Origin of the sequence: Tundrisphaera lichenicola (genome assembly GCF_051175385.1) — a bacterium.
Classification (GTDB): domain Bacteria; phylum Planctomycetota; class Planctomycetia; order Isosphaerales; family Isosphaeraceae; genus Tundrisphaera; species Tundrisphaera lichenicola.
The window spans coordinates 5,134,565-5,159,727 of record NZ_CP195106.1 but is presented as its reverse complement, the minus strand read 5'-3'; the positions used below and the strand labels follow the sequence as shown (position 1 = coordinate 5,159,727).

At 56.7% G+C, this 25,163-nt stretch carries 20 protein-coding genes and 1 tRNA gene; 3 read left to right on the top strand and 18 right to left on the bottom strand.

Annotated features, from left to right (window positions below):
• Positions 1–16 precede the first annotated feature (16 nt).
• On the top strand, positions 17–925 hold the full coding sequence (locus tag P12x_RS20165; RefSeq protein ID WP_435006480.1) for a cobalamin-binding protein: 909 nt from the start codon (positions 17–19) through the stop codon (positions 923–925).
• A 12-nt stretch (positions 926–937) separates the two neighbouring features.
• Here P12x_RS20165 and P12x_RS20160 read toward each other — a convergent pair whose 3' ends face one another.
• The 8 genes from P12x_RS20160 to P12x_RS20125 all read right to left on the bottom strand — a co-directional run bounded on the left by P12x_RS20160 (position 938) and on the right by P12x_RS20125 (position 12,861).
• A complete protein-coding gene (locus P12x_RS20160; RefSeq protein ID WP_435011699.1) occupies positions 938–1,867 on the bottom strand; it encodes a polyprenyl synthetase family protein in 930 nt (309 codons plus the stop codon).
• A 134-nt stretch (positions 1,868–2,001) separates the two neighbouring features.
• Positions 2,002–2,493 carry a cyclic pyranopterin monophosphate synthase MoaC gene (moaC, locus tag P12x_RS20155; protein ID WP_435006478.1) on the bottom strand — a complete coding sequence of 164 codons (492 nt, stop codon included), beginning with the start codon at positions 2,491–2,493 and terminating at the stop codon, positions 2,002–2,004.
• A gap of 62 nt (positions 2,494–2,555) precedes the next feature.
• Positions 2,556–4,160, bottom strand: a complete 1,605-nt coding sequence (locus P12x_RS20150; RefSeq protein ID WP_435006477.1) for an ArnT family glycosyltransferase — start codon at positions 4,158–4,160, stop codon at positions 2,556–2,558.
• A 197-nt stretch (positions 4,161–4,357) separates the two neighbouring features.
• Complete coding sequence (locus P12x_RS20145; RefSeq protein ID WP_435006476.1) at positions 4,358–4,933, bottom strand: helix-turn-helix domain-containing protein; 576 nt, start codon at positions 4,931–4,933, stop codon at positions 4,358–4,360.
• A gap of 535 nt (positions 4,934–5,468) precedes the next feature.
• Positions 5,469–7,280, bottom strand: a complete 1,812-nt coding sequence (locus P12x_RS20140) for a flagellar basal body P-ring protein FlgI (protein ID WP_435006475.1) — start codon at positions 7,278–7,280, stop codon at positions 5,469–5,471.
• 215 nt (positions 7,281–7,495) lie between these two features.
• Complete coding sequence (locus P12x_RS20135) at positions 7,496–9,193, bottom strand: DUF885 family protein (protein WP_435011698.1); 1,698 nt, start codon at positions 9,191–9,193, stop codon at positions 7,496–7,498.
• 155 nt (positions 9,194–9,348) lie between these two features.
• Positions 9,349–11,649 carry a prolyl oligopeptidase family serine peptidase gene (locus P12x_RS20130; RefSeq protein WP_435006473.1) on the bottom strand — a complete coding sequence of 767 codons (2,301 nt, stop codon included), beginning with the start codon at positions 11,647–11,649 and terminating at the stop codon, positions 9,349–9,351.
• A 126-nt stretch (positions 11,650–11,775) separates the two neighbouring features.
• A complete protein-coding gene (locus P12x_RS20125; protein WP_435006472.1) occupies positions 11,776–12,861 on the bottom strand; it encodes an IS630 family transposase in 1,086 nt (361 codons plus the stop codon).
• Positions 12,862–12,911: 50 nt separating this feature from the next.
• On the opposite strand from P12x_RS20125, the gene P12x_RS20120 reads away from it, so the two are divergent.
• Positions 12,912–14,075, top strand: a complete 1,164-nt coding sequence (locus P12x_RS20120) for an IS256 family transposase (RefSeq protein ID WP_435006471.1) — start codon at positions 12,912–12,914, stop codon at positions 14,073–14,075.
• Between the two features lie 276 nt (positions 14,076–14,351).
• Here the strand turns inward: P12x_RS20120 and P12x_RS20115 are convergent.
• The 7 genes from P12x_RS20115 to P12x_RS20085 all read right to left on the bottom strand — a co-directional run bounded on the left by P12x_RS20115 (position 14,352) and on the right by P12x_RS20085 (position 21,627).
• A tRNA-Val gene (locus tag P12x_RS20115) sits at positions 14,352–14,424 on the bottom strand.
• 41 nt (positions 14,425–14,465) lie between these two features.
• Positions 14,466–15,317: an SDR family NAD(P)-dependent oxidoreductase gene (locus P12x_RS20110; protein WP_435011697.1), complete on the bottom strand. Its 852-nt coding sequence runs from the start codon at positions 15,315–15,317 to the stop codon at positions 14,466–14,468.
• 740 nt (positions 15,318–16,057) lie between these two features.
• Positions 16,058–16,810, bottom strand: coding sequence for a lysophospholipid acyltransferase family protein (locus tag P12x_RS20105; protein WP_435006470.1), 753 nt, complete (start codon positions 16,808–16,810; stop codon positions 16,058–16,060).
• 27 nt (positions 16,811–16,837) lie between these two features.
• Positions 16,838–17,548: a (d)CMP kinase gene (cmk, locus tag P12x_RS20100; RefSeq protein WP_435006469.1), complete on the bottom strand. Its 711-nt coding sequence runs from the start codon at positions 17,546–17,548 to the stop codon at positions 16,838–16,840.
• Positions 17,549–17,768: 220 nt separating this feature from the next.
• Positions 17,769–18,224, bottom strand: coding sequence for a DUF2203 domain-containing protein (locus P12x_RS20095; RefSeq protein ID WP_435006467.1), 456 nt, complete (start codon positions 18,222–18,224; stop codon positions 17,769–17,771).
• 266 nt (positions 18,225–18,490) lie between these two features.
• A complete protein-coding gene (gene polX, locus P12x_RS20090) occupies positions 18,491–20,221 on the bottom strand; it encodes a DNA polymerase/3'-5' exonuclease PolX (protein WP_435006465.1) in 1,731 nt (576 codons plus the stop codon).
• Positions 20,221–21,627 (bottom strand): RuBisCO large subunit C-terminal-like domain-containing protein, encoded by a 1,407-nt coding sequence (locus tag P12x_RS20085; RefSeq protein WP_435006464.1) that lies wholly within the window; start codon positions 21,625–21,627, stop codon positions 20,221–20,223. Before P12x_RS20085 ends, polX begins: the two co-directional genes overlap by 1 nt.
• Positions 21,628–21,918: 291 nt before the next feature.
• On the opposite strand from P12x_RS20085, the gene P12x_RS20080 reads away from it, so the two are divergent.
• A complete protein-coding gene (locus P12x_RS20080) occupies positions 21,919–22,389 on the top strand; it encodes a helix-turn-helix domain-containing protein (protein WP_435006463.1) in 471 nt (156 codons plus the stop codon).
• Between the two features lie 104 nt (positions 22,390–22,493).
• Here P12x_RS20080 and rpoN read toward each other — a convergent pair whose 3' ends face one another.
• The 3 genes from rpoN to P12x_RS20065 form a co-directional block, all read right to left on the bottom strand.
• Complete coding sequence (rpoN, locus tag P12x_RS20075) at positions 22,494–23,921, bottom strand: RNA polymerase factor sigma-54 (RefSeq protein ID WP_435006462.1); 1,428 nt, start codon at positions 23,919–23,921, stop codon at positions 22,494–22,496.
• A 217-nt stretch (positions 23,922–24,138) separates the two neighbouring features.
• Positions 24,139–24,744 carry a recombination mediator RecR gene (recR, locus tag P12x_RS20070; protein ID WP_435006460.1) on the bottom strand — a complete coding sequence of 202 codons (606 nt, stop codon included), beginning with the start codon at positions 24,742–24,744 and terminating at the stop codon, positions 24,139–24,141.
• Between the two features lie 3 nt (positions 24,745–24,747).
• Entirely contained in the window at positions 24,748–25,104 is a 357-nt protein-coding gene (locus tag P12x_RS20065; protein WP_435006458.1) for a YbaB/EbfC family nucleoid-associated protein, read from the bottom strand.
• Between the last annotated feature and the right edge of the window lie 59 nt (positions 25,105–25,163).

Here is a 25,163-nt window from a genome sequence, read left to right as displayed (position 1 = left end):
GAATGGAACTGACGCTATGCGGATTGTCAGCCTTCTCCCTTCCTTGACGGATCTGGTCTGTTCCTTGGGGCGAGGCGATGAGCTTGTTGGAGTGACGCATGAATGCGACTTTCCACCAGGTGTCGAATTCCTTCCCCGAGTCGTACGCAGTCGAATCTCGGATGATGCGAGCAGCGTCGAAATCGATCGGTTGATCGCAGAGCAGGGGGGGAGCCTCTACGAACTCGACCTTGAGACGCTCGCAGGACTTCGCCCGACCCTGATCCTGACTCAGGAACAATGTGATGTCTGCGCGATAAACGAATCGAAGGTCAGGAAGGCGGCTGCCGATTTGCCAGGACATCCCGCAGTCGAAAGCGTCAATCCCACCGATCTGGAGAGTGTTTTCGAGATGTTCCGACGGATCGGAGATTTGCTGGGATCCAATCAGTCAGCAGAGAAGCTAATCGACGGATTCCATAAGACAGTCGACGAGATCGATCGGCGAATAGTGGGGGCGTCCGTCCCCAAAGTCCTGATCCTCGAGTGGATCGATCCCCCATTCTCTTCGGGTCACTGGAATCCCGAGTTAATCGATCGGGCAGGGGGACGCGAAGTGATCGGGCAATCGAAGGAACGATCAAAACGGATAACCTGGGGAGAGGTGGCTCATGCGGACCCCGAAATTATCCTGGTCGCCGCCTGTGGACTATCGATCGATCGAGCGGAGGGAGACCTGATGAATCTAACCCGTCGAAGTGAGTGGCAAACTCTCCGCGCCGTCAGAAATGAAAATGTGTACATTACCGACGGATCAGCCTACTTTTCTCGCCCGGGACCTCGCCTCGAAGCGAGTCTCAGGATCGCCGCCGAGGTCATCCATCCCGATCGATTTTCGGAATTTGCACCTGAAAACTCGATCCGAAGAATTCGGGGGGTAGCCTGACGCGATCAAAATTCAGGCATTTCGTCGGACAACCTGAACAGTGAGAGCCTTGAGAGTCGCCTTGGCAGGGGACTCGGGCAAATGATCAAGGGCGGCCGAGGCACGCTCGGCGTAATGTTCGGCGCGACTCCAGGCATACCCGAGCGAATCGGATCGTTCGAGTAGATCTCGGATTTCGCGTCGGTTTTCGGGATTTGATTCCGACAGGAAACCCCGGATCTCATTGGCCGACTCGGGTGTAGACGTGGCCAGCAGGCGGATCAATGGAAGGGTCAGTTTCTGCTTATCCAGGTCCGTTCCAAGACTCTTGCCTACCGTTCGCTCTTCACCCCAGATATCCAGAACGTCGTCTGCGATCTGGAACGCCACGCCCAGATCGCGCCCGTAATCATCCATGGCCCGGACGACCAAATCGGGAGCACCTGCGTAGTGGGCTCCCAGTCGGCAAGAGACCGCGGTTAATTCGGCGGTCTTTCCTCGAATAATGGAGAAGTATTCGACCTCATCGAGATCGAAATTGCCTCGATTGTGGACTTGCTGCATCTCACCCTCGCAAACCTGGTTGGTCGCGTGGCCAATCCATCGACATGCCAGGGTGGTCTCCAGCGAAGCCGCAAGATGGAAGGCATGGGTAAAAAGATAATCACCCATCAATACAGCCGTTTCATTGCCCCACTCCGCGTTGACCGTGGCGGCATGCCGACGGACTACCGATTCATCAAGAATGTCGTCATGGACCAGGGTTGCGGTGTGAATCATCTCGACGACGGCGGCCAGAACGGGATGGTCGGAGGTCAGTTTACCGCAGGCACTCCCGGTCAAGAGAACCAAGGCGGGACGGAGTCGCTTTCCTCGAAAGTCGGCGCAGTGATCGACCAATTGCTGGACGAAGGAATGGCGACTTCCTAGCTCCTCGGCGAAGATTGACTCTGCTTCCGCCATCTCGGCGAGGATCGGTGCATAGAGTACCGCCAGTTTTCGGCCCAGATCTTCGGACTTCCGCGGCGCTGCAGTCGACATCCGAACTCCCCCCGGATCAGGAAACGCATCTCATGCCCGTCGTCAGAGTATCGACTTCATTCATCTCGTTTCCCGGTTCCGCGTCGATAATCTCCACTCCGCCCGCCTGACTTCGCATCTAACCTAAGGCAATCAATCTGCATCTCGCGATCCACGGCTTTACACATATCATAAATGGTCAGAGCCGCGACAGAGACCGCAGTAAGGGCTTCCATCTCGACTCCGGTCCTTCCATGAACATTCACCCTGGACTCGATCTTGAGGGTGGTTCGATCGACCACAACGAAAGTGATGGTCACCCCGTCGATTCCGATCGGATGACAGAGTGGTATTAGGTCCCCGACTCGCTTGGCAGCCATGATACCAGCGATTCGAGCGACCTCTAGGACATCACCTTTCGCCAACTTCCGATCGAGGATCAATTCGAGGGTCGCTGACCTCATGCTGATCAGGCCGCTTGCCGAAGCCATACGATGAGTGACGTCTTTCGACGACACATCGACCATCCGACTTGCGCCGTTGTCGTCGAAATGTGTCAGTTCAGACATCGGCGATGATTCCCGGCTTTCAATCCGTTCTGAAAGTATTATAGAGGATGAACAACAGGTGGCTAGGGCTTTTTGAGGATTCGTGGCCCAATTAACTTCGAGAGCCAGACCCCTTGTTTCGATCGAGTCATGACGAGAGGATCGCTTTCAAGTCTGGAACGGACTTCATCTGTCCAATAGGCGGATCTCCTCGACACAAGCAGCCAATCCGAACGGTCGGTGTAGTCCTGATCCTGAATAACGATCGGGATGCGTGCCAGGCGTCGGGTCGTGACCACTTTACCCTGGTCTGGGGCCAGGGTCGGGGCTAGAGCAACGGACTGCCCTTCCTGAGCCAATTCGGCCAGTCGGTTGAGTAGCGGACCGTCGACGGTGTCGCCCCAATAAGTTAGTTCCAAGCCGAGTCGCTCCGCCCCGGGGAGGCCTCCGACCAAGAGGTTGTAATAACTCAGTCCGAAAGGGTGGAAAGCCAGGATGCCGTAGCTTTGACCGAGGAGGAGAAAAACCAGGACGTACCGACTCCAGGATGTGGCATGCTCCCAAAGGAACGCGAATCCTCGGCCCACCAGAATTGCTAGAATTGGGAATGATACGAGGAAGAGCCTTTCGCAATCATAGACTGGCACGTTCGTACTGAAGATGAGCGGGAAGAAGGCGATCGACCCGACCAAGAATAACGCATAACGCTCGAGCTTCCGCTCTGCCGGTCCTCGCACCGCCCCGAGAATTCCGATCGCGAGTAGGCCGACCGGAATAGTCGTCAGCAAGTAGAACCAGGGGTAATGCCAGGGGACGTCGCGGTCTTGATAGACCGTACCGAAATAAAGAACTCGGATCGAGACTCGTTCGATTCCGGTAACCAGGTAGGCTCCGAGTCGCCCGACCGGATCTGCCCAGAGCCATGGCCAGCCGGCAAAAAAGATGGTCAGGCCGCTTATGAGCCAGAGCGACCAAACCAGCAAGGCTCGGCGAGGTCTCAAATGGAGCAGGCACCAGGCCAGTACGATCGGAGGGAGAAACCAGGCGTGAATTTTGGTTAAAAGTGCCAGGCCCCAGGCGAGACCGGCGAACAACATCCCGAAGGTTGGCTGATTCCCTTCTACCGCCTTCAGAGCCGCGAGTAGCGCCAATACCCAAAAGAAGGCGATGAACGTATCTAGGGCCGCGATGTGGGCATGCGCGAACATGCGAGGCATAATCAAAAGAGCGAACCCTGCCGAAAGTCCGGCTACTCGGCCATACCTCCGGCCGGACTCCAGGCTGACCAGTCCAACCATCAGACCAAAAATCAGTGCAGGAGCTAGCCGCCCTGCCACCACATATATTCCGACCGGGTCGGGGCCGCCCTTCGCGAGAATCTCGAAGGGTTCGCCCATCGTCGAGGCTATCCCGAGGAGCCATCGTCCGAGTGGTGGATGTTCTGAATTATCCCGAAACACCTGATCCACGACTTCACGATCGAAGAAATGAATTCCCCGAGAACGAAGTGCCGAGATGTAGGTCCGACCCGGTCGGACATCAAGCGGCTCATCGACCGTGATTCCGGGATCGCCGATCGTCAGTATTACCAACAGAGTCGCGATCCCGGCAATTCCCAAGGCCGTACTACGGATTCCCTTCGTATGGACCGCTGGCGAACGCTTCATCCCTGCCAGGCTCATCGACATTGGGCTTGATCATCCAGTTCGCACACTTCGTTCCGATAGCAATACGAATTATGAGCGACCTTGGGTCGAGATGCGAGGGGTTCATTCCGGACGGAAATTGTTGATTCGCCACTAAAAAATGAGGAGGGCCCGAGGCCAATCCCATTACAGGGAGCAGCCTCGGGCCTGCCGATTCTCGTTCTGAAGAACGAGTCAGATCAAGGCTCGTCGGCCTTCTTCTGAGAAATCATGCGGCGGACTCGCTCTGCGAGCAGAGCACCGTCGAACGGCTTCTTGAAGGCATCATTGAAGCCGAGATTATAAATATCTTCGCTCGGTTCATCGCTGGTCAATGCGACCAGTATGGTAGTCAGATGATCCTGGCTCTTGCGGAGATTCTGCGCGATTTGCCCGGCTTCGATCCGACCGACGGCCAGGTCGATGACGATGCAGTCCGGGTGGAAGCTCTCGGCGCGAATTCCGGCCTCGAAACCTGATGCGGCGGTCTCGATTCGGAAGTCGTCTCCCTCTCGGAGATGTTCTCGGAGCGATGACAACATCGGGGCGTCGGCGCCGACGACGAGGATCTTGTGATAGACCTCCGCCTCCAGGTCGCCCAGAGGCATACCGTGTTCTTTCAGGAACCGAAGCAGGTGCTCTCGGGGAATTCGCCGGTCCTGCGAACCAGGAATTCTATATCCACGCAAGCGGCCTGAATCGAACCACTTGCTAACGGTACGAGGCGCGACTTTACAAATTTTCGCGACCTGACCGGTTGTAAAGACTTTCTTCATATCGAGGACTCCACTCCCTGGAATGGTGCGAGGCCTCGGAGGTTTCCTCTCCCCTCCGGTAGGACCCAAGTCGGCGCGGCGGCGGACCTCACCCTCTCCCCCCCAGACCTAAAGCGCCAAGGGAGGCGACGATTCGGATCGCCCTTTCGGGCGGACGCTCCTCCGCTGCTCTCTCGATCGTCCCGAGGCACGTCCATCCGAGGCATCCGCCTCGAATGGCCGGCGAGGTTGCGGGCGGTCGCCGAGTTTATGGCTCGACGCCCGATCACCAATCGAAAGAGGCCCCCCCTGCGTCGGGGGAGGCTTGACCGGTCCGGGGCCACTCAAGGGGTCGCTGCTGCCTCCTTGCCGTAGCGAACCTGACCGTCAAGACTAATTTTCGTGTTTCGCCGCCCGTTTCTTGAGGATGGGTCGCGACTGCTCTCAACGAAATTGTGGGATCTTGGAAATGGGAGGGATGGTGGGATTGGGAGGGAGTGCGTACATCAGTCCGAGGTTTAATCGGGGCGGGGAAGGCCCGCCCCGCTTCTATTCTTTAGCGATTTTCTCGATTGAAGAGGTTTTTGAACCGCTCTCGAATCGACGATCGCTTTTCGTTTAGGCCGGTTTTTTTCAGCTCTTCGTCCTTCTTTGACGTTTCGCTAGCTAATTGAGCTTCGTCGTACGCCTTATTCGGCGCAGGCAAGGCATCGATGACGAATGGACCCACCAGGTTCTTCTGAATGGACGCGGCTCCCAGAACCGTCGCGATATCGGGATAGGATGCTCCGAGGTTCGCCATCACCCGGATGATCTCTGCCACCTCCAGGGGACTGTTGACCTTCGATTCAGGGGCATCCAAGGTCTTGGAGTTGATCTTGCAGATCTGAACCTGCTCATCACCATCCGAGGCATTAAGCAGGAGCGGCCCACCAGCTCCGAGAACGATCGGGGTGAGCAGCCGTTGATCGCGTCCAAACACGACAATCTCGCAACGGAGACTTCGCGAGACGTGGATCATCGGCGGCCCTTCGCAATCGACCACATACAGCGCGAAGGGCTCTTCTCGACGTGGTTTTGGCTTGCGGAAAGTGATCGATCCGGACCTAATTGCCATGTCGTCCACGGGTTCCGGCTCGGGAAGATCCTCGAGGACCTGATTCTTGCCGAGAAATGGGTCGGTCGGATCCAGAGTTCGAAGCGCATCGAAGGCCCCGTACCTCAGTTCATAATCAGGCTCGGCCATCAGCTTTCGAAGTTGGATCAGGGAAGCCGAATCGTTCATGGAAGCCATCGCCTTGAGGGCGAAGGACCGAAATTCAGGCTTTTTTCTCGCAACGTCCGCCAAGACAGCCGCACTGTCTCCCTCATTAAGGTAGGCCAAGGCCTCAGCTGCGAAGAACCGACAAGTCTCGTCGGTCGCGCTCAGTCCTGCCTTGAGGGTCGGGATGGCGTTGGGTCCGATCCCTTCCAACTTGATCGCGGCGATACCCGACTTCTTCGGGTCAATCAATTCCTTCCCCCAGCGCGCCAGCCTTTGCTCGCGTAGGGCAGGATTGTCTACGAGCGAGAGATATTTGATGATCAGGTGATAGCGATCTTGGTTGTGGTGATAAATCCTGGGCACCTTTAGGACCAAGGCCGAGTCGGTCCGGGCAATAGCCATTCCCTTCCGATCGGACCCCTCGACTTGATGAAACCTCTCCTTGATCCGGTCTTCGAGAAGTTTTGAGGTTTTCCCACTTCGCCTCGATTCCTTGATCGAGATCAAGTAAGGGGAGTCCTCCTTACCACGTCCTCCACCCAGGACCTGTCCAAATTTGGGGTCATTTGGTCGCGAATTAGTTCCGACCATGATCGGACCACCGGCTGTGGCGATGACCTTGTCGTCCTTCTCTCCTTCGCGGGTCATGGCTTTTTGGGCTAGTTGAGTTGATACCAGCCAACCCCCAGCCAGACTTGAGGTTGCGCTGGCGGGAGGAAGCTCGATCTCGACATCGAACTTGTCGAAGGTTGTAAGCCCTGCTGGGAAATGCGCGCGGACAATGACAATAGATGCATTCGAAGATTGAAACATCCGTTCAGGATGCTCCACTCCTGATTTTTTCATCTCGTCGAGTAGCTTGGTCGTCTGGGCTGAGGGTGCAGGTTCCGATCCGGTACCTTCGAGCCCGATAACCAATCCCACTCCTTCCACCATGAGGTCAGCACCGATGATGCTGGCCACATCGCCGACGGTTTCGTCGACCTTGGGAGGAGGCACATCCTTTAGAGGTGGCTTGCCCTTGCCGGCACCTGTCAAGATCAAGGCCGCGCCTGCGACCATGGTCCCGAGGACCCTGGCGCGACTGGAGAGAATCCGCCGCATCGACCTGCCTCCTTGCAACGAGCTGTAACAGGCTCGGGGAGGACCCCCGCCACCGGCCCCCGAAGATTGAGGGGGTAAGCCGTCCGACCGATTGGCCCCGTCCATGGGGCCGTCGGCCTTAGCTCGGCCCGTCGCGGTCGACGGGACGAAACAAGTCCGGCGGCCCCGGGACCATAGCTTTTCAGGAAAAGTCGGTCAACCCCGGCCGATCGGACTCAAGGCTTTAGCGGTTCAACCTCATAAAATTTCCATGTAGCCGCCGTGCCTTCCCGGTCCAGATCAATCTCGGTGAGACTGGCGCGAATCATAGCAGCCGGAATCTGATTCTCCCGAAGGACCGCATCGTGGAAGGCCTTCTCTGTCATCTTAGCTGTTTTGACCAACTCGCCGTGTAAGGCCCTCAGCTGGAGACCGCCAAGTAAATAAGCTGCCTGATAGAGCGGAGAATACGAACCCTCGAACGATCGTCGAACTTCTCCTTCGGCGTTGGCGCGTTCGTGGCCGATCCGGTTCACCAGCAAATCTACACACTCCTCTGGTGACATCTTTCCCAGATGAAAGTTGAGCGAGAACAGAATTCGGGCGCATCGGTGGCTCCGCCAGAAGAGCATCCCGAGTCGATCCTCGGGGGAGCGTGCAAAGTTGAGGTCCCAGAGTCGTAGTTCCCAGTATAAGGCCCACCCCTCTATCGAGAATGGCGTCGAGAATTCACGCCGATAGCTCCGATGTCGGGTCGACATGAAACCCTGTAGGTGGTGACCGGGAATCAACTCGTGATGAACCGTGGCCTTCGAAAAGTGGATATTGTTCCCGCGAAGACTCATCAGTTTCTGCTCGTGATTCATTGCATCCGTGGGAAATGAGACGCTAATCACCTCGCCACCCGTGAAGAAAGGATTTACCAGTTGTCGTGCCGGCGACATCATTTCCATTCGCCAGGTTTCTTTCACCAGGGGTGGGATCGTGACCAGGTCGCGTTCCTCAAGGAAATCTACCGATTCCCGGGCCAGATCTCGAATGAGATCAGGTTGCTTACCAGGCTCGACGAACTTTTTCTTGACGTGTTCCAGGGCACGTTGCCAGTCGTCTCCGAAGCCGAGATCGTTCGAGGCCTTCCGCTTTTCGACCTCACACCAGGCCAATTCCTTCTCCGCGATGGCGGCCAGTTCCTCCGGTGTATAGGGGATCATCTCGGATTCGAGGTCTGCCAATAATGCTTCCCGTCCAACCGGATCGCCGACGATTTCGCCGCCATCGGAGGATTCACCAGGCTTGATGCCGGCGATCTTCTCCCGGAACATCGCAGCATGATCCGACAATGACTTCTGGACAGTCTTGTAGGGCTCGGTCGCCCACCAGCTAAAAGAGGGATCGTATCCCTTGTAGAACCCGAACCATCGTTCTAGAGTTCGATCGAGATCGTCGATGAATCCGGCCGTGCGAAGTGCGAGGGAGCGAGATATCGAGCCGGACTTTGCCGAATTCTCTACCTCAGAATTCTTCTTACGCTCTTCAGGATTTGAAGCTTCTAGATCCTTAGTCGACAGACGAATACGCTGAGTCAATTCGTTCAGGAGATCGGCGATTGCGGGAGGATCGATCGCCTCCATCTTCCGCCGGGACTCTTCCAGGGTGACGATCGTTTCGGCGTACGGGACGAGACAATCAATCTCCCTCATTCTTCGGGACTCGAGCTCGAGCTGTCGAAGTCCATGATCGAGCTCGTTTCGGAGGAGGAGGTAGTCGATACGACCGTCTCGACTCATCGATTCGAAATCGAGTTTTTCGATCAGTGCAATCCACTCTCGCTGGAAGGCCTCTAGCCTCTTCTGTCGGGATTGCGACCAAATAGCTGGGATCGACCTATCAAGGCTCCTTCGATCGTTCGAAAACCTTTCGATCAGCGGTCGCATCTCGCTGGAAGAAAGATCAAGTTCTCCCGAGGAGGGAGCTTCAGGGGATGAGGCAACTTTGGGCGACTCAATCGGCGCTCCTCGAACCGCACCGAATAGTTGAACTGACGGCAGGAGCAAGGCGGTGCAGACGACCCAGCATTTTGATCTTACCATCAGTCATCCCCTTCGCTTGATGTGATATTCCGGTTGGGCGGATCGAGATGGAGTAGGTTCTTCACGAAAAAGTCACGTCGTCGTCGCTCACCATAAGCGCCACCTCCGGCGCCGTGATCGGCACCCGGAAATACAACGAGTTCGAAGTCTTTGTTCGCTCGAATGAGAGCAGCGACGACTTGCAGTGTCGAGGCGGGGTCAACATTGTGATCGAGCTCGCCTACCGTGAGCAGTAGCGCACCCCGAAGCCTGTGGGCATTCGTCACATTGGATTGCTCGGCGTAATGCGGCCCAATCGGCCATCCCATCCAGGCTTCATTCCACCAGATTTTGTCCATGCGATTGTCATGACATCCGCAGTCGGACGCAGCCGCCTTGTAAAAATCTCCGTGGAAAAGCAGGGCTCCCAGGGCATTTTGGCCGCCAGCCGATCCACCGTAAACGCCCACTCGTGAGAGATCGAGGTAGGGATATTTGGCCGCGGCCGATTTCATCCAAAGGATTCGGTCAGGAAATCCAGCATCGGCGAGGTTTCGGCTACAGACATCGTGAAAGGCCTTGGAACGCCAGTTTGTGCCCATGCCGTCAATCTGAACGACGACGAACCCGATCTCGGCAAGCGACTGAGTCCTGAAATAGGCCGAGAATTCCTTAGGCACGAACGCACCCTGCGGCCCCGCATAGATCATCTCGATGACGGGATAGTGTTTCGAGGGGTCGAGATTCGTCGGTCGAAAGATGACACCATGGATATCTGTCTGACCATCGCGTCCCTTCGCGACGAATCGTTCGGGCGAGGCCCACCCTTCCGATTTCAACGCTGAGTCATCCCCGCGTTCTAGTTCGCAAATGAGCGATCCATCCTCGACCTTCCGAAGTTCGGTGACGGGTGCCAAGTCTACACGCGAATACGTGTCGATTATAGATTTGCGATCCGGCGAGTATTGGATCCGATGGGAACCATCACCGTCCGTCAACCTGACGAGGTGACTCCCGTCGAAATCAACTCGAGCGTGGTGGAGATTGTAAGGATCCTGCCCGGGGAATATCCCCATCGCACGAAACCATATTTGACGCTTATTTAAGTCGATCCGGTCGATTCCCCGGACTACCCATTCACCCTGAGTTATCTGCTTCTTGATCGTGCCGGAACTCGCATCGATCAGATAGAGATGATTCCAACCGTCCCTTTCCGACATCCAGATCAATTCGTTCGTGTCGTCGATGAACTGAAGGAAAGTCTTATTCGAATAATCGATGAAGGTTCGACTCCTCTCGTCGACCAAGATCCGAACCTCTCCCGTCACGGCATCTATGCAGAGGACTCTGAGAACTTGGTGCCCTCTCTGATTATAGATGAAGGTGAAACGCGACGAGTCAGGCTTCCAGCGAATTTCTTCAATGCTCCAAGGGTTGTCAAAATGCTCATCCGAGAATCGAACCTGCTCCAATCGCTCGACATCGAAAAGTCTAGGCTTGGTGACCGGAATCTTGTCACCCGGCTTCAAATATTGAAATGAGGATAATCTCGGCTGTAATTGAGATCTCGGAGATGACTCGATCAGGTTCACCTCTCGATCGTCTCCTCGTGTCGTCTTAAGCGCGACCAACTTCTTGGAATCTGGCGACCAGAAGACTCGCGATTCGTAGGGCGACTCTTCGGAACCATCGGTACCGAGCGCGATAATCTCTCCGCTCGCGACGGCCTCAAGATATAGGTTAAAGTCGCGGACGGACGTCTTCCATTTCCCGTCGGGAGATTGTTCATTTCTTGGAGTCGCTTGGCGAGGTCGATACTCTCTTCTACGACGAGATGCCTCGGGAGAGACCTTCGGTTGCGTCAATGGCTCGGATTCCGCAAGCCGATCTGAGACCGGATCATAACTCAGACCAGCCCCTTCGAAATTGAATCGAATCTTACCGTTGTCCTCGATCTGAATGAAGTCGATCGGCAGGTGATTCGAGTCAATTGGATGCCCCGCAACTTTTGTAATCGCATCTGCAATTCGGTCATGTGCAAATGCTGGCTTTCGGGTCCCACTTCGTGCATCCACCTCGATGAACTCGATGGCACCTCCCGCAAGTTCGAGTCGGTACCAGAATCGAGAATCCTCCCCGAACCAGTGCGGATCGATGTGATCCCGAAAGACTCTTCCCTGCATCCTAGAGGCGAGTCGATTCGCTCGGTCGTAATCAGCACTTGTGATCTGCGCTTCCGATGATCCGTTCCAGCATCTCAAGAATAGGGCCAGGAAAACCAGAAGTGATTTTGCATTTTTTAATGCGTTTTCCGATTTCATTGTAGGTGAGTCTCCCCACGCCGGTGATTCGTCAAGGTGTGTTCTCGACAATGGATCAGCGTCAAACCTCGAAAATTCATCCTTACTATATGGTTGATTCGCCTGATTTCTAAACTTAATCCCTGTTCACGTTGAGACCAGGAGTTTCGACTCATACTCCGGATCGAGTTCAAACTTCGGCCAGAGTCGATCGACCACGGTTTCGGGAGCGGCATTGATCCCGGCGATGAACCGCTGGCAAGCTTCGCTCAACGCCGTCAGGCTGGCGTGGCAGTGGCCCCGTGTCACATCCTCGCGCATCCAGTCCCACTGCCTCTCGATCGGGTTAAGGTCCGGGCTGTAGCACGGCAGGAAGACCAACTCGACCCCCAACTCCTCGGCATGCCCGGTCACCACCTTGGCGATGTGGCAGGGGGCGTTGTTCCAGATCACCACGACCTTTCCGGGAAGGCCGGCCCGCCAGCGGGCCACACGCTCCAGGAAGTGGTACGCCGCATTGCCGTCGCCCCGACCGTCTTGCCAGATCAGGCATTGCTCGTGGGTGAAGTCGTACGCCCCGTACCAGTTGAGCCGCTGCGAGAGCCCCGGGCACGTGCTGACCCGCCAGGACCGCTTGCCCCTGGGACCCCAGGTGTAGCCCTCGTCCAGATCCTGATGGAAGTGCGGCTCATCGATGTAGACCAACCTCACTTCGTCGCGACAGACGCGGGCGAATAGCTCCTCGAGCCGGGCGATGGGCTCGCCACGCCTGGGGGCCCTGGCCTTGCCCAGCAGCTTCTCGATCCTCTTCCAGCTCAGCTTGGCGGCCAGTAAAATCCGCCGGATCGCATGGCGTCCCACGGTGCGGCCCAAGTTACTCTGCACCCACAGCCGGAGCCTCTTCAACGTCCAGCCGTGGCCGGGCAGCCCGTGTTCGATCGGCTCAGAGGTGGTGACGGCCTCGACGAGTTGCCGGGCTCGATCGGGCGCAAGAGGGGGGCCGGCCCGCCGGTACGTCGGAAGGTCAGGGCATCGGGCCCCTGAGTGTTGTAGTCGTGGACCGACTCGAGCACGGTGTCGTCCTGACGCCCGAACTGGGCGGCCCAGGAGGTAGCGTTGTGGGTGCCGTCGGCGACCAGGGAGAGGGCCAGGAAGCGTTCGCGGTAGTGCATCCTGGTTTCTGTAAATTCCCCTCCCATCCGGGTGGGGATCGGGCTTGAAGCGGCAGGTCATCGCCGTTCCCTTGGAAGGTTGCGACACCTCAACATGGAGCTTGACCGACGATGACCCACCAGATGCAGACTAACGCCTGGGATGAGATGACGGAACTGCTCGCCGAGCACGGCTTCGACGGAATGGCCCGGGCCGTCACCGTCCTGCTCAACGAGGTTATGAAACTGGAGCGGACCCAGGCCCTCGGGGCCGCCCCCTACCAACGCTCCGAGCGACGCAACGGCTATGCCAATGGGTTCAAGCCCAAGACCCTCCACACTCGCCTCGGCCCCCTCACCGTCGATGTCCCGCAGACTCGAGGGATCGAGTTCTACCCCTCCGCCCTGGAGAAGGGCGTCCGCAGCGAGCGGGCGCTGAAGCTGGCCGTCGCCGAGATGTATGTCCAGGGCGTCTCGACCCGCAAGGTCGCCGCCATCACCGAGAAGCTCTGCGGCCTGGAGGTCACGAGCAGCCAGGTCAGCCGGGCCGCCGAGGCCCTCGACGAGGAGCTGGAGCGGTGGCGGACTCGGCCGATCGGCGAGATGCCCTACCTGATCCTCGACGCCCGCTACGAGAAGGTCCGCCACGGCGGCTCGGTCGTCCCTTGTGCGGTCCTGGTGGCGATCGGCGTCGACCCCGAGGGGAAGCGGTCGGTGCTCGGGGTGAGCGTCTCGCTGTCGGAGGCGGAGGTCCACTGGCGGGACTTCCTGGCCTCACTCCAGGCCCGTGGCCTGCACGGGGTGAAGCAGGTCACCAGCGACGACCACGCCGGGTTACGGCAGGCCCTCAAGGCCCGGATGACCGGCGTACCGTGGCAGCGCTGCCAGTTCCACCTGATGCACAATGCCATGGCCTTCGTACCCAAGCCCGAGATGCGGACCCAGGTCGCCGAGGGCATCCGGGCGGTGTTCGATGCCCCGGATCGGCCCGAGGCCCAGCGGCAGCTGGAGATCGTCGTGAAGCGTTACCGTGCCAAGGCCCCGAGGCTGGCCGAATGGCTGGAGGAGGACATCCCCGAAGGGCTGACGGTCTTCGCCCTGGCCGCGCGGCATCGGCGGCGGCTGCGGACGAGCAACATGGTGGAGCGGTTGAACGAGGAGATCAAGCGGCGGACACGAGTGGCGGGACTGTTCCCGAACGATGCTTCGGCCCTCCGGCTGATCAGTGCCGTGGCGATGGAGATCAGCGAAGAGTGGGAGATGAACCGGAAGTATTTGACGATGGGGCCGGGGTGACCTGGCCGACTTCGAGCCCGGAATTTACAGAAACCGCGTTGCACTATCGCGTTCGCGGGTGCGGGGGTGATCGGCCAGGAGGGCCAGGCGTCGCAGGTCATCGAGCGATTGCCCCCACTTCGGGATCTCGACGCGGATCTTTCGAGGCCCTCCTGTGACTGAGTCGATTATCCCAATCTCCTGAGGTTATCCAAGGTATCGAGGCGGGCTCTCACTGAAAATCCCGGTCGCTGGAAGATTTGGGTTTAAGTCGTCTAAATTTCACGGTTTGTGAAGTGGGCGATGAGGGACTCGAACCCCCGACATCCTGCGTGTAAAGCAGGCGCTCTACCGACTGAGCTAATCGCCCAAGATGTTAATTTTATGTCATCGATCGGAACGTTGCAATCCTCACTCTTCTCTGCTCACTTCCCAGGAAGATCTGACGACATCGCGAAAAACTCGACGGGTAAAAAACGCAAAACCGGCATCTACGATTCGAGGGGCCAGACGATTAATAAATAAGAGCAATTGTCCTTCCGTTGTTAATGTTAGCTCGTGATGACCTCGACGAATAGCCTTCAAAGTATGCTCGGCTACCTTCTTGGCGGTCATCACCCGCTTTTGCGAAGTGGGGACTCGAGCCGTGTTCACAAGTAAATTCTGCTCAAACTCAGTCTTTGTGAATCCTGGGTTCAGCAAGAGGACGTGGATCCCATATTTCGACCATTCGGCACGGATCGATTCGGTGAAACCTGCGACAGCGAACTTACTGGATGAATATTCCGGGCGACCCGGTAGAGCCCGACGGGCCACGATCGATCCTAGGTTTACCAGGGACGGTCGTACGCCACGCCTCAAGAGCGGGAGGCTCATTCGAGTCATTTCCACCAACGCAAATACGTTTATCTCGAATATTGATCGGAAAATTTCCGGCTCGTGAGTGTCGAAATGTCCCGTCGCACCGACCCCTGCGGCATTGACTACGATGTCCAGTGCTCCGAATCGATCTCGGGCGAGTCTCAGCACCTCTTCGCGACCTCGTTCCAGGGTCAAGTCGGCTGCGATCCGAGTTACGGCGTCGGGACTGGCACCTGAAGCCACCAAATGGGTGGCGACCTGATCGAGTCGATCTATGGATCGACCAGTTAGCAGGACATTCGAACCGGCTTTCACTAATTCTTCGGCGATCGCTCGTCCCAACCCGGATGACGCTCCAGTCACGAGGCATCGAGCTCCACTAAAGGACTTACGCCGACTCATATCGGGTTCGTCCCTCATCTATCGACGCGTTGTCTCGTCATCGAGAAATCCTTCGGCACGCGTGGTCGTCAGAGTTTCCGGGTCGGGGGCTCGCCACTTGAATCGGCTGGCCGACTGTCCGATCGAAGGTCCGAAAGCTGGTTGACTTATCAAGACCCTAGGTTGACCATTGGTCACCACCGAAACGCCATTCTGCTTGCCCTGAGCAGCGATGTTTGAATTCGATCGAATCACCGAAGCAGGTGACTCTGAGACAACCGCCTCTCCATTCGGGACTTCGCAAACTTGGCCAACTTGACTGGAGATCGGGATCCCGGATGGTCCGCAAGCGGGTGCACCCGTGTAATAATAGTTGTGGGTGCAGCCCGATGAACCGACCCATCCCGCCAGGATGATCCAGAATGCTCTGCGAGATTTGAGGTCGTATTTCACGGCAATCCTCCTGCCGAGAACGGAATTCCGGCGATGGATCGAACTGGTCCGAACATCCTGGTTCGGACCCTACCAGAATCAAGATACGATCAGAAGGATGTAAGCCAAACGATGTGGTCGCGAAATATCAGAACGAGTAATCTTGAGACTTGATTGCCAGAACCATAGCCGAAAAATGAATTCTGGCCAACGTCATTTTCTGATCGCGAACATCCCGCCAAGTTCCGTACGATGTTCAATGGGCCGAACATGGGCGATCTCGTTCCCGCTCGCGAATGATGACGGAACCGCCACACGAGAGATTTTTCTCACTGACCTGTTGCAGCCGTATCCCCTTCGAGTCCTCGTCTGGCGATGGCTTGGCATTCGAGAATTTGTTCTCGGATTAAATTTGTAAGTGCTTCGGGACCGAGCGAACGAATCTCTTCGGGGGTTATCAGTATACCGAAATGAACTCGGATCGGATGTGGGAGGGGCAAACTACGATATTTGGGCCAGCTCTCAAATGATCCTGCAATGGCTGCGGGTAGGATCGGAACCTTTGCCTTGGCAGCTAACAACGCAATGCCTGCTTTGAGTTCGGAAAGTTGCCCATCCGAGGTTCGCGTTCCTTCTGGGAATAACGTGACGATCCCGCCGGATCGGAGCCTTCTGAGGGTCTCCTTCAAGCCTTGGGCTCCGATCCCGTCTCGTTGAATCGGGAAGGCGCCGACCGATCGAATGAAAGGCCCCAGGGGCCAGAAGAAGAGTGTCGAACGGGCGACGTAATTCAGGGGTCTCTTCAAGAGTATCCCGAGGACCAGTACGTCGAGATGGCTCAGGTGATTGGAAACGAGGAGCACGGATCCCTGATCCGGGATATTTTCTCGACCCGTGGCGCGTAGTCCAGAGAGGGAAGCCAGCAGAGTACTGAAAAACCACTGAACAATTCGATACCAGAATCGAGCGAGGGAGGATCGATCCTGAGATTTCGACGACTCTGACTCTCGACGCCTCCGACCTTTGGAGCTTTCGGATGTCTGATCTGATTCTATCTTTGCCTGATCCGAATCTTCTACCATCTTGTTCGACGATCCTGCCGGGATAGATTAAGCTTTGTGTGAATGAACTCGATGGGAGGATACCGCACTTTCCGACTCGAGTATTTGTCGGATGTCTTTCTCGATGTAAGCAACAACTTGATCGGAGTCGAGACCGCCGCAATCGATCAAGCTGGCATCGTCAGCGGGGCGCATGGGTGCAATCGCTCGAGAGGCGTCCTGACTGTCTCTTATCCTTAGCTCGCGGAGGACTTCCTCTGGAGAGATCATTTCACCCCGAGCGGCGAATTCCGCATACCTTCGCCGGGCACGTTCTTCATCCGAGGCGGTGAGGAAATACTTACGAAATGCGTCCGGGAAAACAATGGTCCCCTGATCTCGACCTTCGGTAACGATTTGTCTCTCATCTCTCGCAAATTGACGCTGCCACTCAACTAATCGAGATCGGACACTGGGACTGTCCGCGACGAATCGTGTCAACCTGGTGACCTCGATCCCTCTGATGTCCGAAGAGACATCCTCTCCATTAAGCAAGACACGCCCTGGTGGCATCTTCAATTCCAGCCTTGAGACGAGATCCCCCAAGGCCGAATCGCTATTGAGATTCGTCTTCGATCGAAGCGCGGCAAGAGCGATGGATCGGTACATGGCTCCGGTATCGAGCAGTCGCCACCCCAGCCGATCGGATAAACTGCGGGCGACCGTACTTTTTCCGGCCCCAGCAGGCCCATCGATTGTGATCACCCTTGGCTTCTGCATGAACTGGACCTCGATCGTATTCAGTCTCAATCCGGCGATACGGATCGGTGGAATTGAGGGAAAGTCTACCGAATGCAGTCGGTTCGGTCCAACTCCGGCCTAGGACTCTCGAGTAAACGAAAAAAACCTGACTCGTTTGGAATCGAGCCAGGGCCGGATGATAATCAGGATATGCCGAAAATCTAGTTTGCTTCGGGCATTAGGCCTGCGAAATCACTTCCTAAATAGGCCGATGTCCAGTTCGAGTCGATGAGCGATCGATTGGCTGACGACCCGAGAATCCCGCATTCTTTTCATGCCAGTGCGTCACTTGGGTCTCGCCCAGTCGCCAGCAGAGATAGACCTCTCGGCCATCGCGGAGGCTCGGGAAATCGCAAAGACCATCAGGCCCTTTGAGTTCGACGCCCAGTCGGGTCAGTTCTTCGATGTATGTGTGAAGCTTGGTCTCCTCACCTTCCAACTCGGACTGACTCTGGGCGATCTCCTCGGCATAAGCGTCGTGTGCCGGTCGTCTACGATCTCGTTGAACTTCGATCAATCGAGCTTTGAGATCGTTGACTATCTGAAACTGGCTGACGATGTCGCCGACGATTGCCTTGACCAGGGGGAGCGACTTGTTGGCTTCCTCAACGCTGAAGTATTTCGATTTCGCCTCAACGGGATTCGGAGGAGGCATGACGTTGGTCCTTGTCGGAGGGGGAGGGATAATCCTCCCGGGATCATCGAGTCGTCGGGTTGAGCTGGTTTGTCTGACGAGAGTTCATGAATCTTTGTATCGAGGAACGATCAGAAACAGGACACGACATTCAACTCGATCAACTCGGCCCCGATACCGTCCCGCGGATGCGTAATCCGGTCTCGCAACCTTCTTCATCCATTTATTATAGAACAGCCGGAGACCCCCGCAAGGGTGGCAGGAGGGCCGCACCTCGATTCCCTGTTTTAGGAGTTCTTATACCGCCGACTTGCGAGCAGTTCTGCCACCTTCGAGGACGATGCCGTGTTGAAGATCCGAGATGCTTCAAGCCCGGCTCGGCGGGCCACGCCCACCCCATATTCGAGGTCGGAGAGGCCACTGATCGAGTGGGCATCCGGGTTAATCACGATCTTGATGCCCTGTTCGGCGGCTCTCCGGCAATGTTCCGAATCAAGGTCGAGTCGATGCGGGTTTGCGTTGATTTCGATCATCGTTCCCGAATCGGCTGCCGCCTCGATCACCCGATCCAGGTCCACCGAATATCCGTCGCGGGCCAGAAGAAGGCGGCCGGTCGGGTGTCCTAGCATAGTGACCCAGGGGTTCCGGACCGCCCTCCTAATTCGCTCGGTCATCGACGATCGATCCATCCCGAATCCGGAATGTATGCTTGCGATCACATAGTCAAATCCCGCCAGTATCTCGTCGGTATAGTCGAGCGAACCATCTGTCAGAATATCGCACTCGGTTCCCTTGAAGATCCGGAACGAGCCATCGAGCGAGGCATTGAGCCTGTCGATCTCCTCCCACTGACGATAGACCCTCTCGATCGATAGCCCGCCGGCATATCCTGCCGATCTCGAATGATCGGCGATTCCGAGGTAGGAAAGCCCGGCTGCTCGCGCAGCCTCGACCATCTCTTCCAGAGTCCCTCCGCCATCGCTCCAATCGGTATGGCAATGAAACGTTCCCGTCAGATCTTCGAGCTCGACCAGTCGAGGCAGACGACCTGCCTCGGCTTGAGCGATCTCTCCGATGTCCTCGCGAAGTTCCGGCGTGATAAAACACAGGCCTAAGGCCGCGAAGAGTTCCTCCTCGCTCCGGCACGTAACTGGACCCGAATCGCCCTCCAATCCGTACTCGCTGAGTCGAAGTCCTCGTTCGATGGCTCTTCGCCTCATCGCGATGTTATGCGACTTCGACCCGGTGAAATAATGCAGCGCGAATGGAAACTGATCGTCCGTGACGCCTCGAAGATCGCATTGGACACCATCGAGAAGCCGGACACTCGCCTTGGTCGCACCGTGAGCCAGGATCTTCGCAACCTCCGGTAGCTGGACGAAACGTGCCAGGATCGGAGAAGGATCGGCAGAGCTAAAGAGGATGTCCAGGTCGCCGATCGTGTCCACTCGGCGACGGAGGCTTCCACAGATCTCGGACTGGACCACCCCCGAATCTCTTCGGATGGCCTGGTAGATGGGAGTGATTAGCCTCCGGGCGGTACTCTGCAAGATCCGATCACCGACGGAATCGATGAAGTCGATCCCTTCGAGGATCTTCGCCTCGGTCTTCGCCCCAAATCCTTTCAGAGTTGCGATTTTTCCGGACTCGCAGGCCGATCGAAGATCCGCGAGGCTCTGAATCTTCAACTCATCGTGAAGCAGCTTGATCTTCTTCGGACCTAGGCCTGGAACCCTGAGGAGTGGAATGAGCCCGGGTGGAGTTTGTCTCTTGAGTTCGTCGAAGGCCGGGAGGTGCCCCGAGTTCACCAGTTGGGTGATCTTGTCGAGCATCGTTGAGCCGATACCCGAGATCTTCGCCAACTGGCCATCGGCAATCATCTGTGAGAGATCCGAGGGAAGAGACTTCAGAGCCTGAGCGGCATTGTGATAGGCCCTGCATCGGAATGGATTCTCCCCGCGGACCTCCAGGAGTGTCCCCATCTCATCGAGGATCCGGGCGATCCGGGCCGACTCCATCAGAGGACCCTCCCTGGATATCGCTGACGGAGCGATTCGAGGAGCTCTCCTAGACCCTGTCGACGAGCAAGATCGGCCAGGGCGTCGAGATGTCCTTCGATCGGGATGCCGCGGAGTTCTCCCGACCGGTGAATTTCGAGGGCCTGAAGCATGGCTTCAGTGCCCAAGTTGGGGTCGGGCTCACCCTTCGCATTCTGGATGGTGTTGATGGCCGAGCCTGCCAGAAACAGGACGTTCGGGACGAGTCCACGATCCTCGACATCCATCAGATTGAGGATCAGATTGCCCTGGTCCAGCGCCCCGGCGCGAGTGATCATGGTCGGTTTGATTCCGGGGAGGGGCCGAGTGAGAGCCTCCTCGGACGCAAGCCATTCCAGGCCGTAAGGGCGAATATAAGGGGAGCCGGGTCGGACGGGGGCCGTTTGGCGCAGATCGATCCCGTCGAGACGAGCCAGCAGATCGATCACTTCTCGGAAGATCGCGCCATTGGAGCGAGTCCCAACCCCCGCATTATGCCCGTAAATGGCCGGAGGATGTTCGAGGTAACGGGTCGCTTCGCGAACCATTCGGACGGTTCCCCCAGCGTAAGTCTCACTGAACATAACCCCGTTGGCACCGGCCTCAAGGACCGCGTGAAGAGTATCGAGTATCTCATGAGGTGCCCCGCTAATATGCGGGGCATAGATCAGACCCAACCCTCCTCGAGCTTCCCTCGCCCGCTCGATTGCGGCAACGGCCCGGCGTGTCCTCTCTCCAACCGGAGAATAATCGAGGTTCGGGTAGAGGTCTTCATCTTCCTTGACGAACATCAGGAGCCGAGAGCCGGCAATCTCGGCCACCAAGCGTTCCACATCATCCGGTGTGATGCCGGCCGTGGGTTTCAGGATCGTGCCGAAGGCCGGCTGATCCTCGGCGAACCCGGCGAGCTTTCGGAGCCCGTATGGGCCGTAAGCTGGACCCGGGAAGGTTTGAACGACCTTATCCGGAATCTGGAGATCGACTAGCCTGGCGTCTCGATTCTCGTACATATCGAAAATGACGGCCCCGGCCACCGTGTGGAGGATATCCGAGGTCGTGAGATGGCCGTCTGGCTGGAGCATCATCTTCAGTGGGAAGGCGACATGAAGGAGGCCGACCTTGCCTCCAGAGTCGAATGGATCGATCCCAGCCTGACTTGCCGAGCAGGCCTCCAGAAGCGATCCTTTCGGAGGATGCTTGACGCCGCTAGTCGCGTGGTAGCTTATCTCCTCAACCGCCTTGGCGAGGGTATTGGTCCGGAATGCGAAGTAGTACGTGGCGACGATGTGATCCTCGGAACGAGGCGGGGGCTTCTCCGCTAGCCTTTGGCGGACTGTAGCCCTGAGGATTACCTCCCGAGCATCGTGATCGTGATCGAGGAGGGCCATCGTATTCGAGTCAACAAAAGCCATGAGTCACCGCGCCGGAAACGGGTCGGATCGGGTCGGGTTCCACTTACTCGGCCCTCTTGATCGGACAGGATAATCTGTGAACTCCGGGAATGCATCATCACTGAATCACAGAACCACAATCCAGGCTCTCCCAGGTACGAGAATCAGCCCCGCCTGGGATTTTCGAAGCTGGCTTGATCATCTGGGATTTTTTTTGCGTATCAGGAAATTCTAGTCGCCAAGCGATCGATGAGCATCGTATAATCCAGTCAACCACCGGGAGACACCATGATGGCCGAAAAGAAGTTGTGGAAGAACTGCAACCGTTTCAGTGAGAAGCTCGGACAAAAAATATTACAGCTCGGTTTGAACGGCCAGAGGTTGGCCCGCAAATCCGACGTTAGCGATTCCGAGATTTCCCGAATCATGAATGGCAAATCGTTGCCTGGTCTGGAAAATGCAATATCGTTAGCGAGAGCCGTAGGGGTTTCACTCGACTATCTGGCCGACGACGCCTTGGAAACCGACCCTAGCCAGCCCAAGGAGTCGGCGGATGAGAATGAGACGACTATTCAGCGTCTTGCTCGCGAGATTGGCTTCAAGCAAGCGGAATACATCCTGGAATACACCAGGATCGTCGGATACGAAGTGGCGATGCATCGATTGGTCGAAGCGAAGCCGGTGATTTCCCCCTTGATCGAGACGAATCGCCCTGTCGTAGCACCGATCGGGGTGCCTGGACGAGTTAATACCGCTTGATCCGAGCGATTCACTTGAGATACACATTGGCCCGGGATACACATGGCTGTGTCCCGGGCCAAATCGTCCATATTTCAGAGTTGATGAATCCAGCTTACAAACGATCAGAATTGCTTACGTTGACGACTCGAAGGGATTCGAAGGGCCTTCCGATACTTGGTCACGGTCCTTCGTGCAACCGGAAACCCATGCCGCCCTAATTCTTCCACGATTTCTTCATCGGAGAGAGGACTCTGTTTGTCTTCCTTCGCGATGATCTCAAGGAGCTTCTGTTTGATGGTCTCCCAGGCAACTTCTTCGCCGTCGGTGGTGGTGGTACCCCCCCCGAAAAACCGCTTGAGCGCGTAGATTCCGCGTGGCGTCTGAATCCACTTGTCATCCACGGCGCGACTTACGGTGGTGACATGGACCTCCACCCGGTCGGCGATCTCCTGCATCTTGAGCGGCTCGATCGCTTCAGGGCCTTTATCGAGGAAATTCTTCTGGTGCTCGATAATCGCGCGAGCCACCTTCAGCAAGGTGCTCCTGCGCTGTTCGATCGACTCGATCAGCCATCGGGCGGACTGGATCTTCTTTTGAATGAACTCGCGAGTGACAGGATCCGACTGCTTGTTTTTGAGCATCTGCTGATACTGTCGAGAAATGGCGAGTTGCGGCGTATGGTCGTCGGCTAGATGGACCTCGTATTCGCCATGCTCGTTCGCCTCGACGACCAGGTCGGGGACGACATATTGTGTATTCGGCGACATATATCGGGCGCCAGGTCGGGGATTGAGCCGACGAAGCTGCTCGATCGCGTTCTTGATTTCGTCGATCGAGATGCCGGTACGCTTCTCAATCGCAGGCAATCGGTTCTGTTGGATATCGTCGAGATGATTAGAGATCAGGACCTGAAGGATCTCACGATAAGGGACATCCGGGGTCAACTGTAAGAGCAGGCATTCGCGAAGATTTCGCGCACCAACCCCAGGTGGATCGAGCTTCTGAACGAGTTCGAGAGCTTCTTCGGCCTGAGCGAGTGTCACGTCTCCGCCGTGATCACGGACAAGATCTCGAAGTTCGACATTCAAGAAACCGTTATCATCCAGATTATAAATCAGGTAATCGGCCATCGCCCGGACAACCGGGTCGGACTCGAGGAAACTCAGCTGATGTGCGAGATCGTCGTGGAGTGACTCTGGCCGTGATGCCATGTTTTGCATGGCATCATGCTTTCGATCAGCTTCTTCACTCAATGCGGCGCGGCTGAGCCGATGGGTCTCGCCATAAGTGTCAGCCCAATCATCGGATTCGTCGAATTCAGGGGAAGGGGTTTCTTCCGGAGTCGACGGGGCCTCGGATTCAGCCTCGGGTTCAGCGGGAGCGGGCGTTTCGCGTAAGTCCACCAGGATGGGATTCTCGATCAGCTCTTGGTCGATTCTCTCCTGCAATGCCAAGAGGGGAAGTTGCAGGATTTCCATCGACTGGATCATGCGGGGCGCCATCCGGAGCCGCATATCCATTCGCTGATGTTGAGAGGTGTCGAGACGCATATTCCTGCTTTCCGCCGCGAGAGAGTGGGATCAGAGTCAACACACCGTGACATCCACCACGACTCGACTGCGCCGATCTTGGCTCTGACATTCCGACCGAGCCATTCTGTCCAGGCTCGTATACAAGTGATTCCGAAGAGCCTTTATCGGATCAAACCAATCCAGCTGCTGCAAAAATTATGCCATGCGTGTGGACTTTCAACAAGCCCAGCCAAGATCAAAAACGTTGTCGACCCTTGATTGCATCGGACAACATCTCTTTATTAGCGAATTCCAGAACGCTCCCTGATGCCAGTCCTCGGGCAAGACGGGTCACGGAGACTTCGGTATCGGCCAGCCTATTCGCGATCATCAAGGCTGTCCCGTCCCCTTCAAGGTTAGGGTTGGTTGCCATGATCAGCTCGCTAATTCCACCGGAGCGGACTCTTTTCTCCAAAGCGTCGATCGTCAATTGCTCAGGTCCGACTCCTTGAAGGGGGGCTAATCGGCCTAGAAGGACGTGATATACCCCCGAGAAAGTGCCTGATTTTTCCAGGGCCAGGAGGTCTCGAGACTGCTCTACAATGCAAACCAGGCTTTGATCTCGGCGTGGATCCCGACAGATCTCACAAGTAGCGTGTTCGGCCTCGGTTAAATGAAAGCAGGTCTGGCAATGTCGGACGCTTTCCTTGACCGCACGAATTGCCTCGGCAAGCGCGAGGGCTTCTTCTGCCGGGGCCTTCAGTAAGTGATAGGCGAGACGCTCGGCGGATTTCGCACCCAGACCGGGAAGCCGGCCGAACGCCTGGATCAATTGATCGACCGCGACTGAAGTCCCGGCCATGGCTCAGGCCTCTCTACCACCTGGTCCGAACAGATTCGAGAGCCCTGGAGGTAGCGGGAATCCGCCCGCTAGTTTGCTCATCGACTCAGCCGCCGCTTCTCGAGCCTTCGAAAGGCCCTGATTTACTGCAGCTGTTACGAGGTCCTCCAGGAGTTCCGCATCGCCATCGGTCATCAATTTCGGATCGATCCGGATAGAGAGTAATTCCAGCTTCCCGTTGACTAACGCGACGACCTTGCCTCCCCCGGAATTTCCCTCAACCTGAAGCTGACCCAAGGCTTCCGTCGCTTTTTCGACGCTCTCCCGGATCTTTCCAGCATTTCGCATCAGGTCCGCGAGGTTTCCCAGGTTATTAAACATCTTCGCTCTCCCTCGTGACGGGCATTAGCAATTGGAAATTCGCTTGGAGGACAAATGTT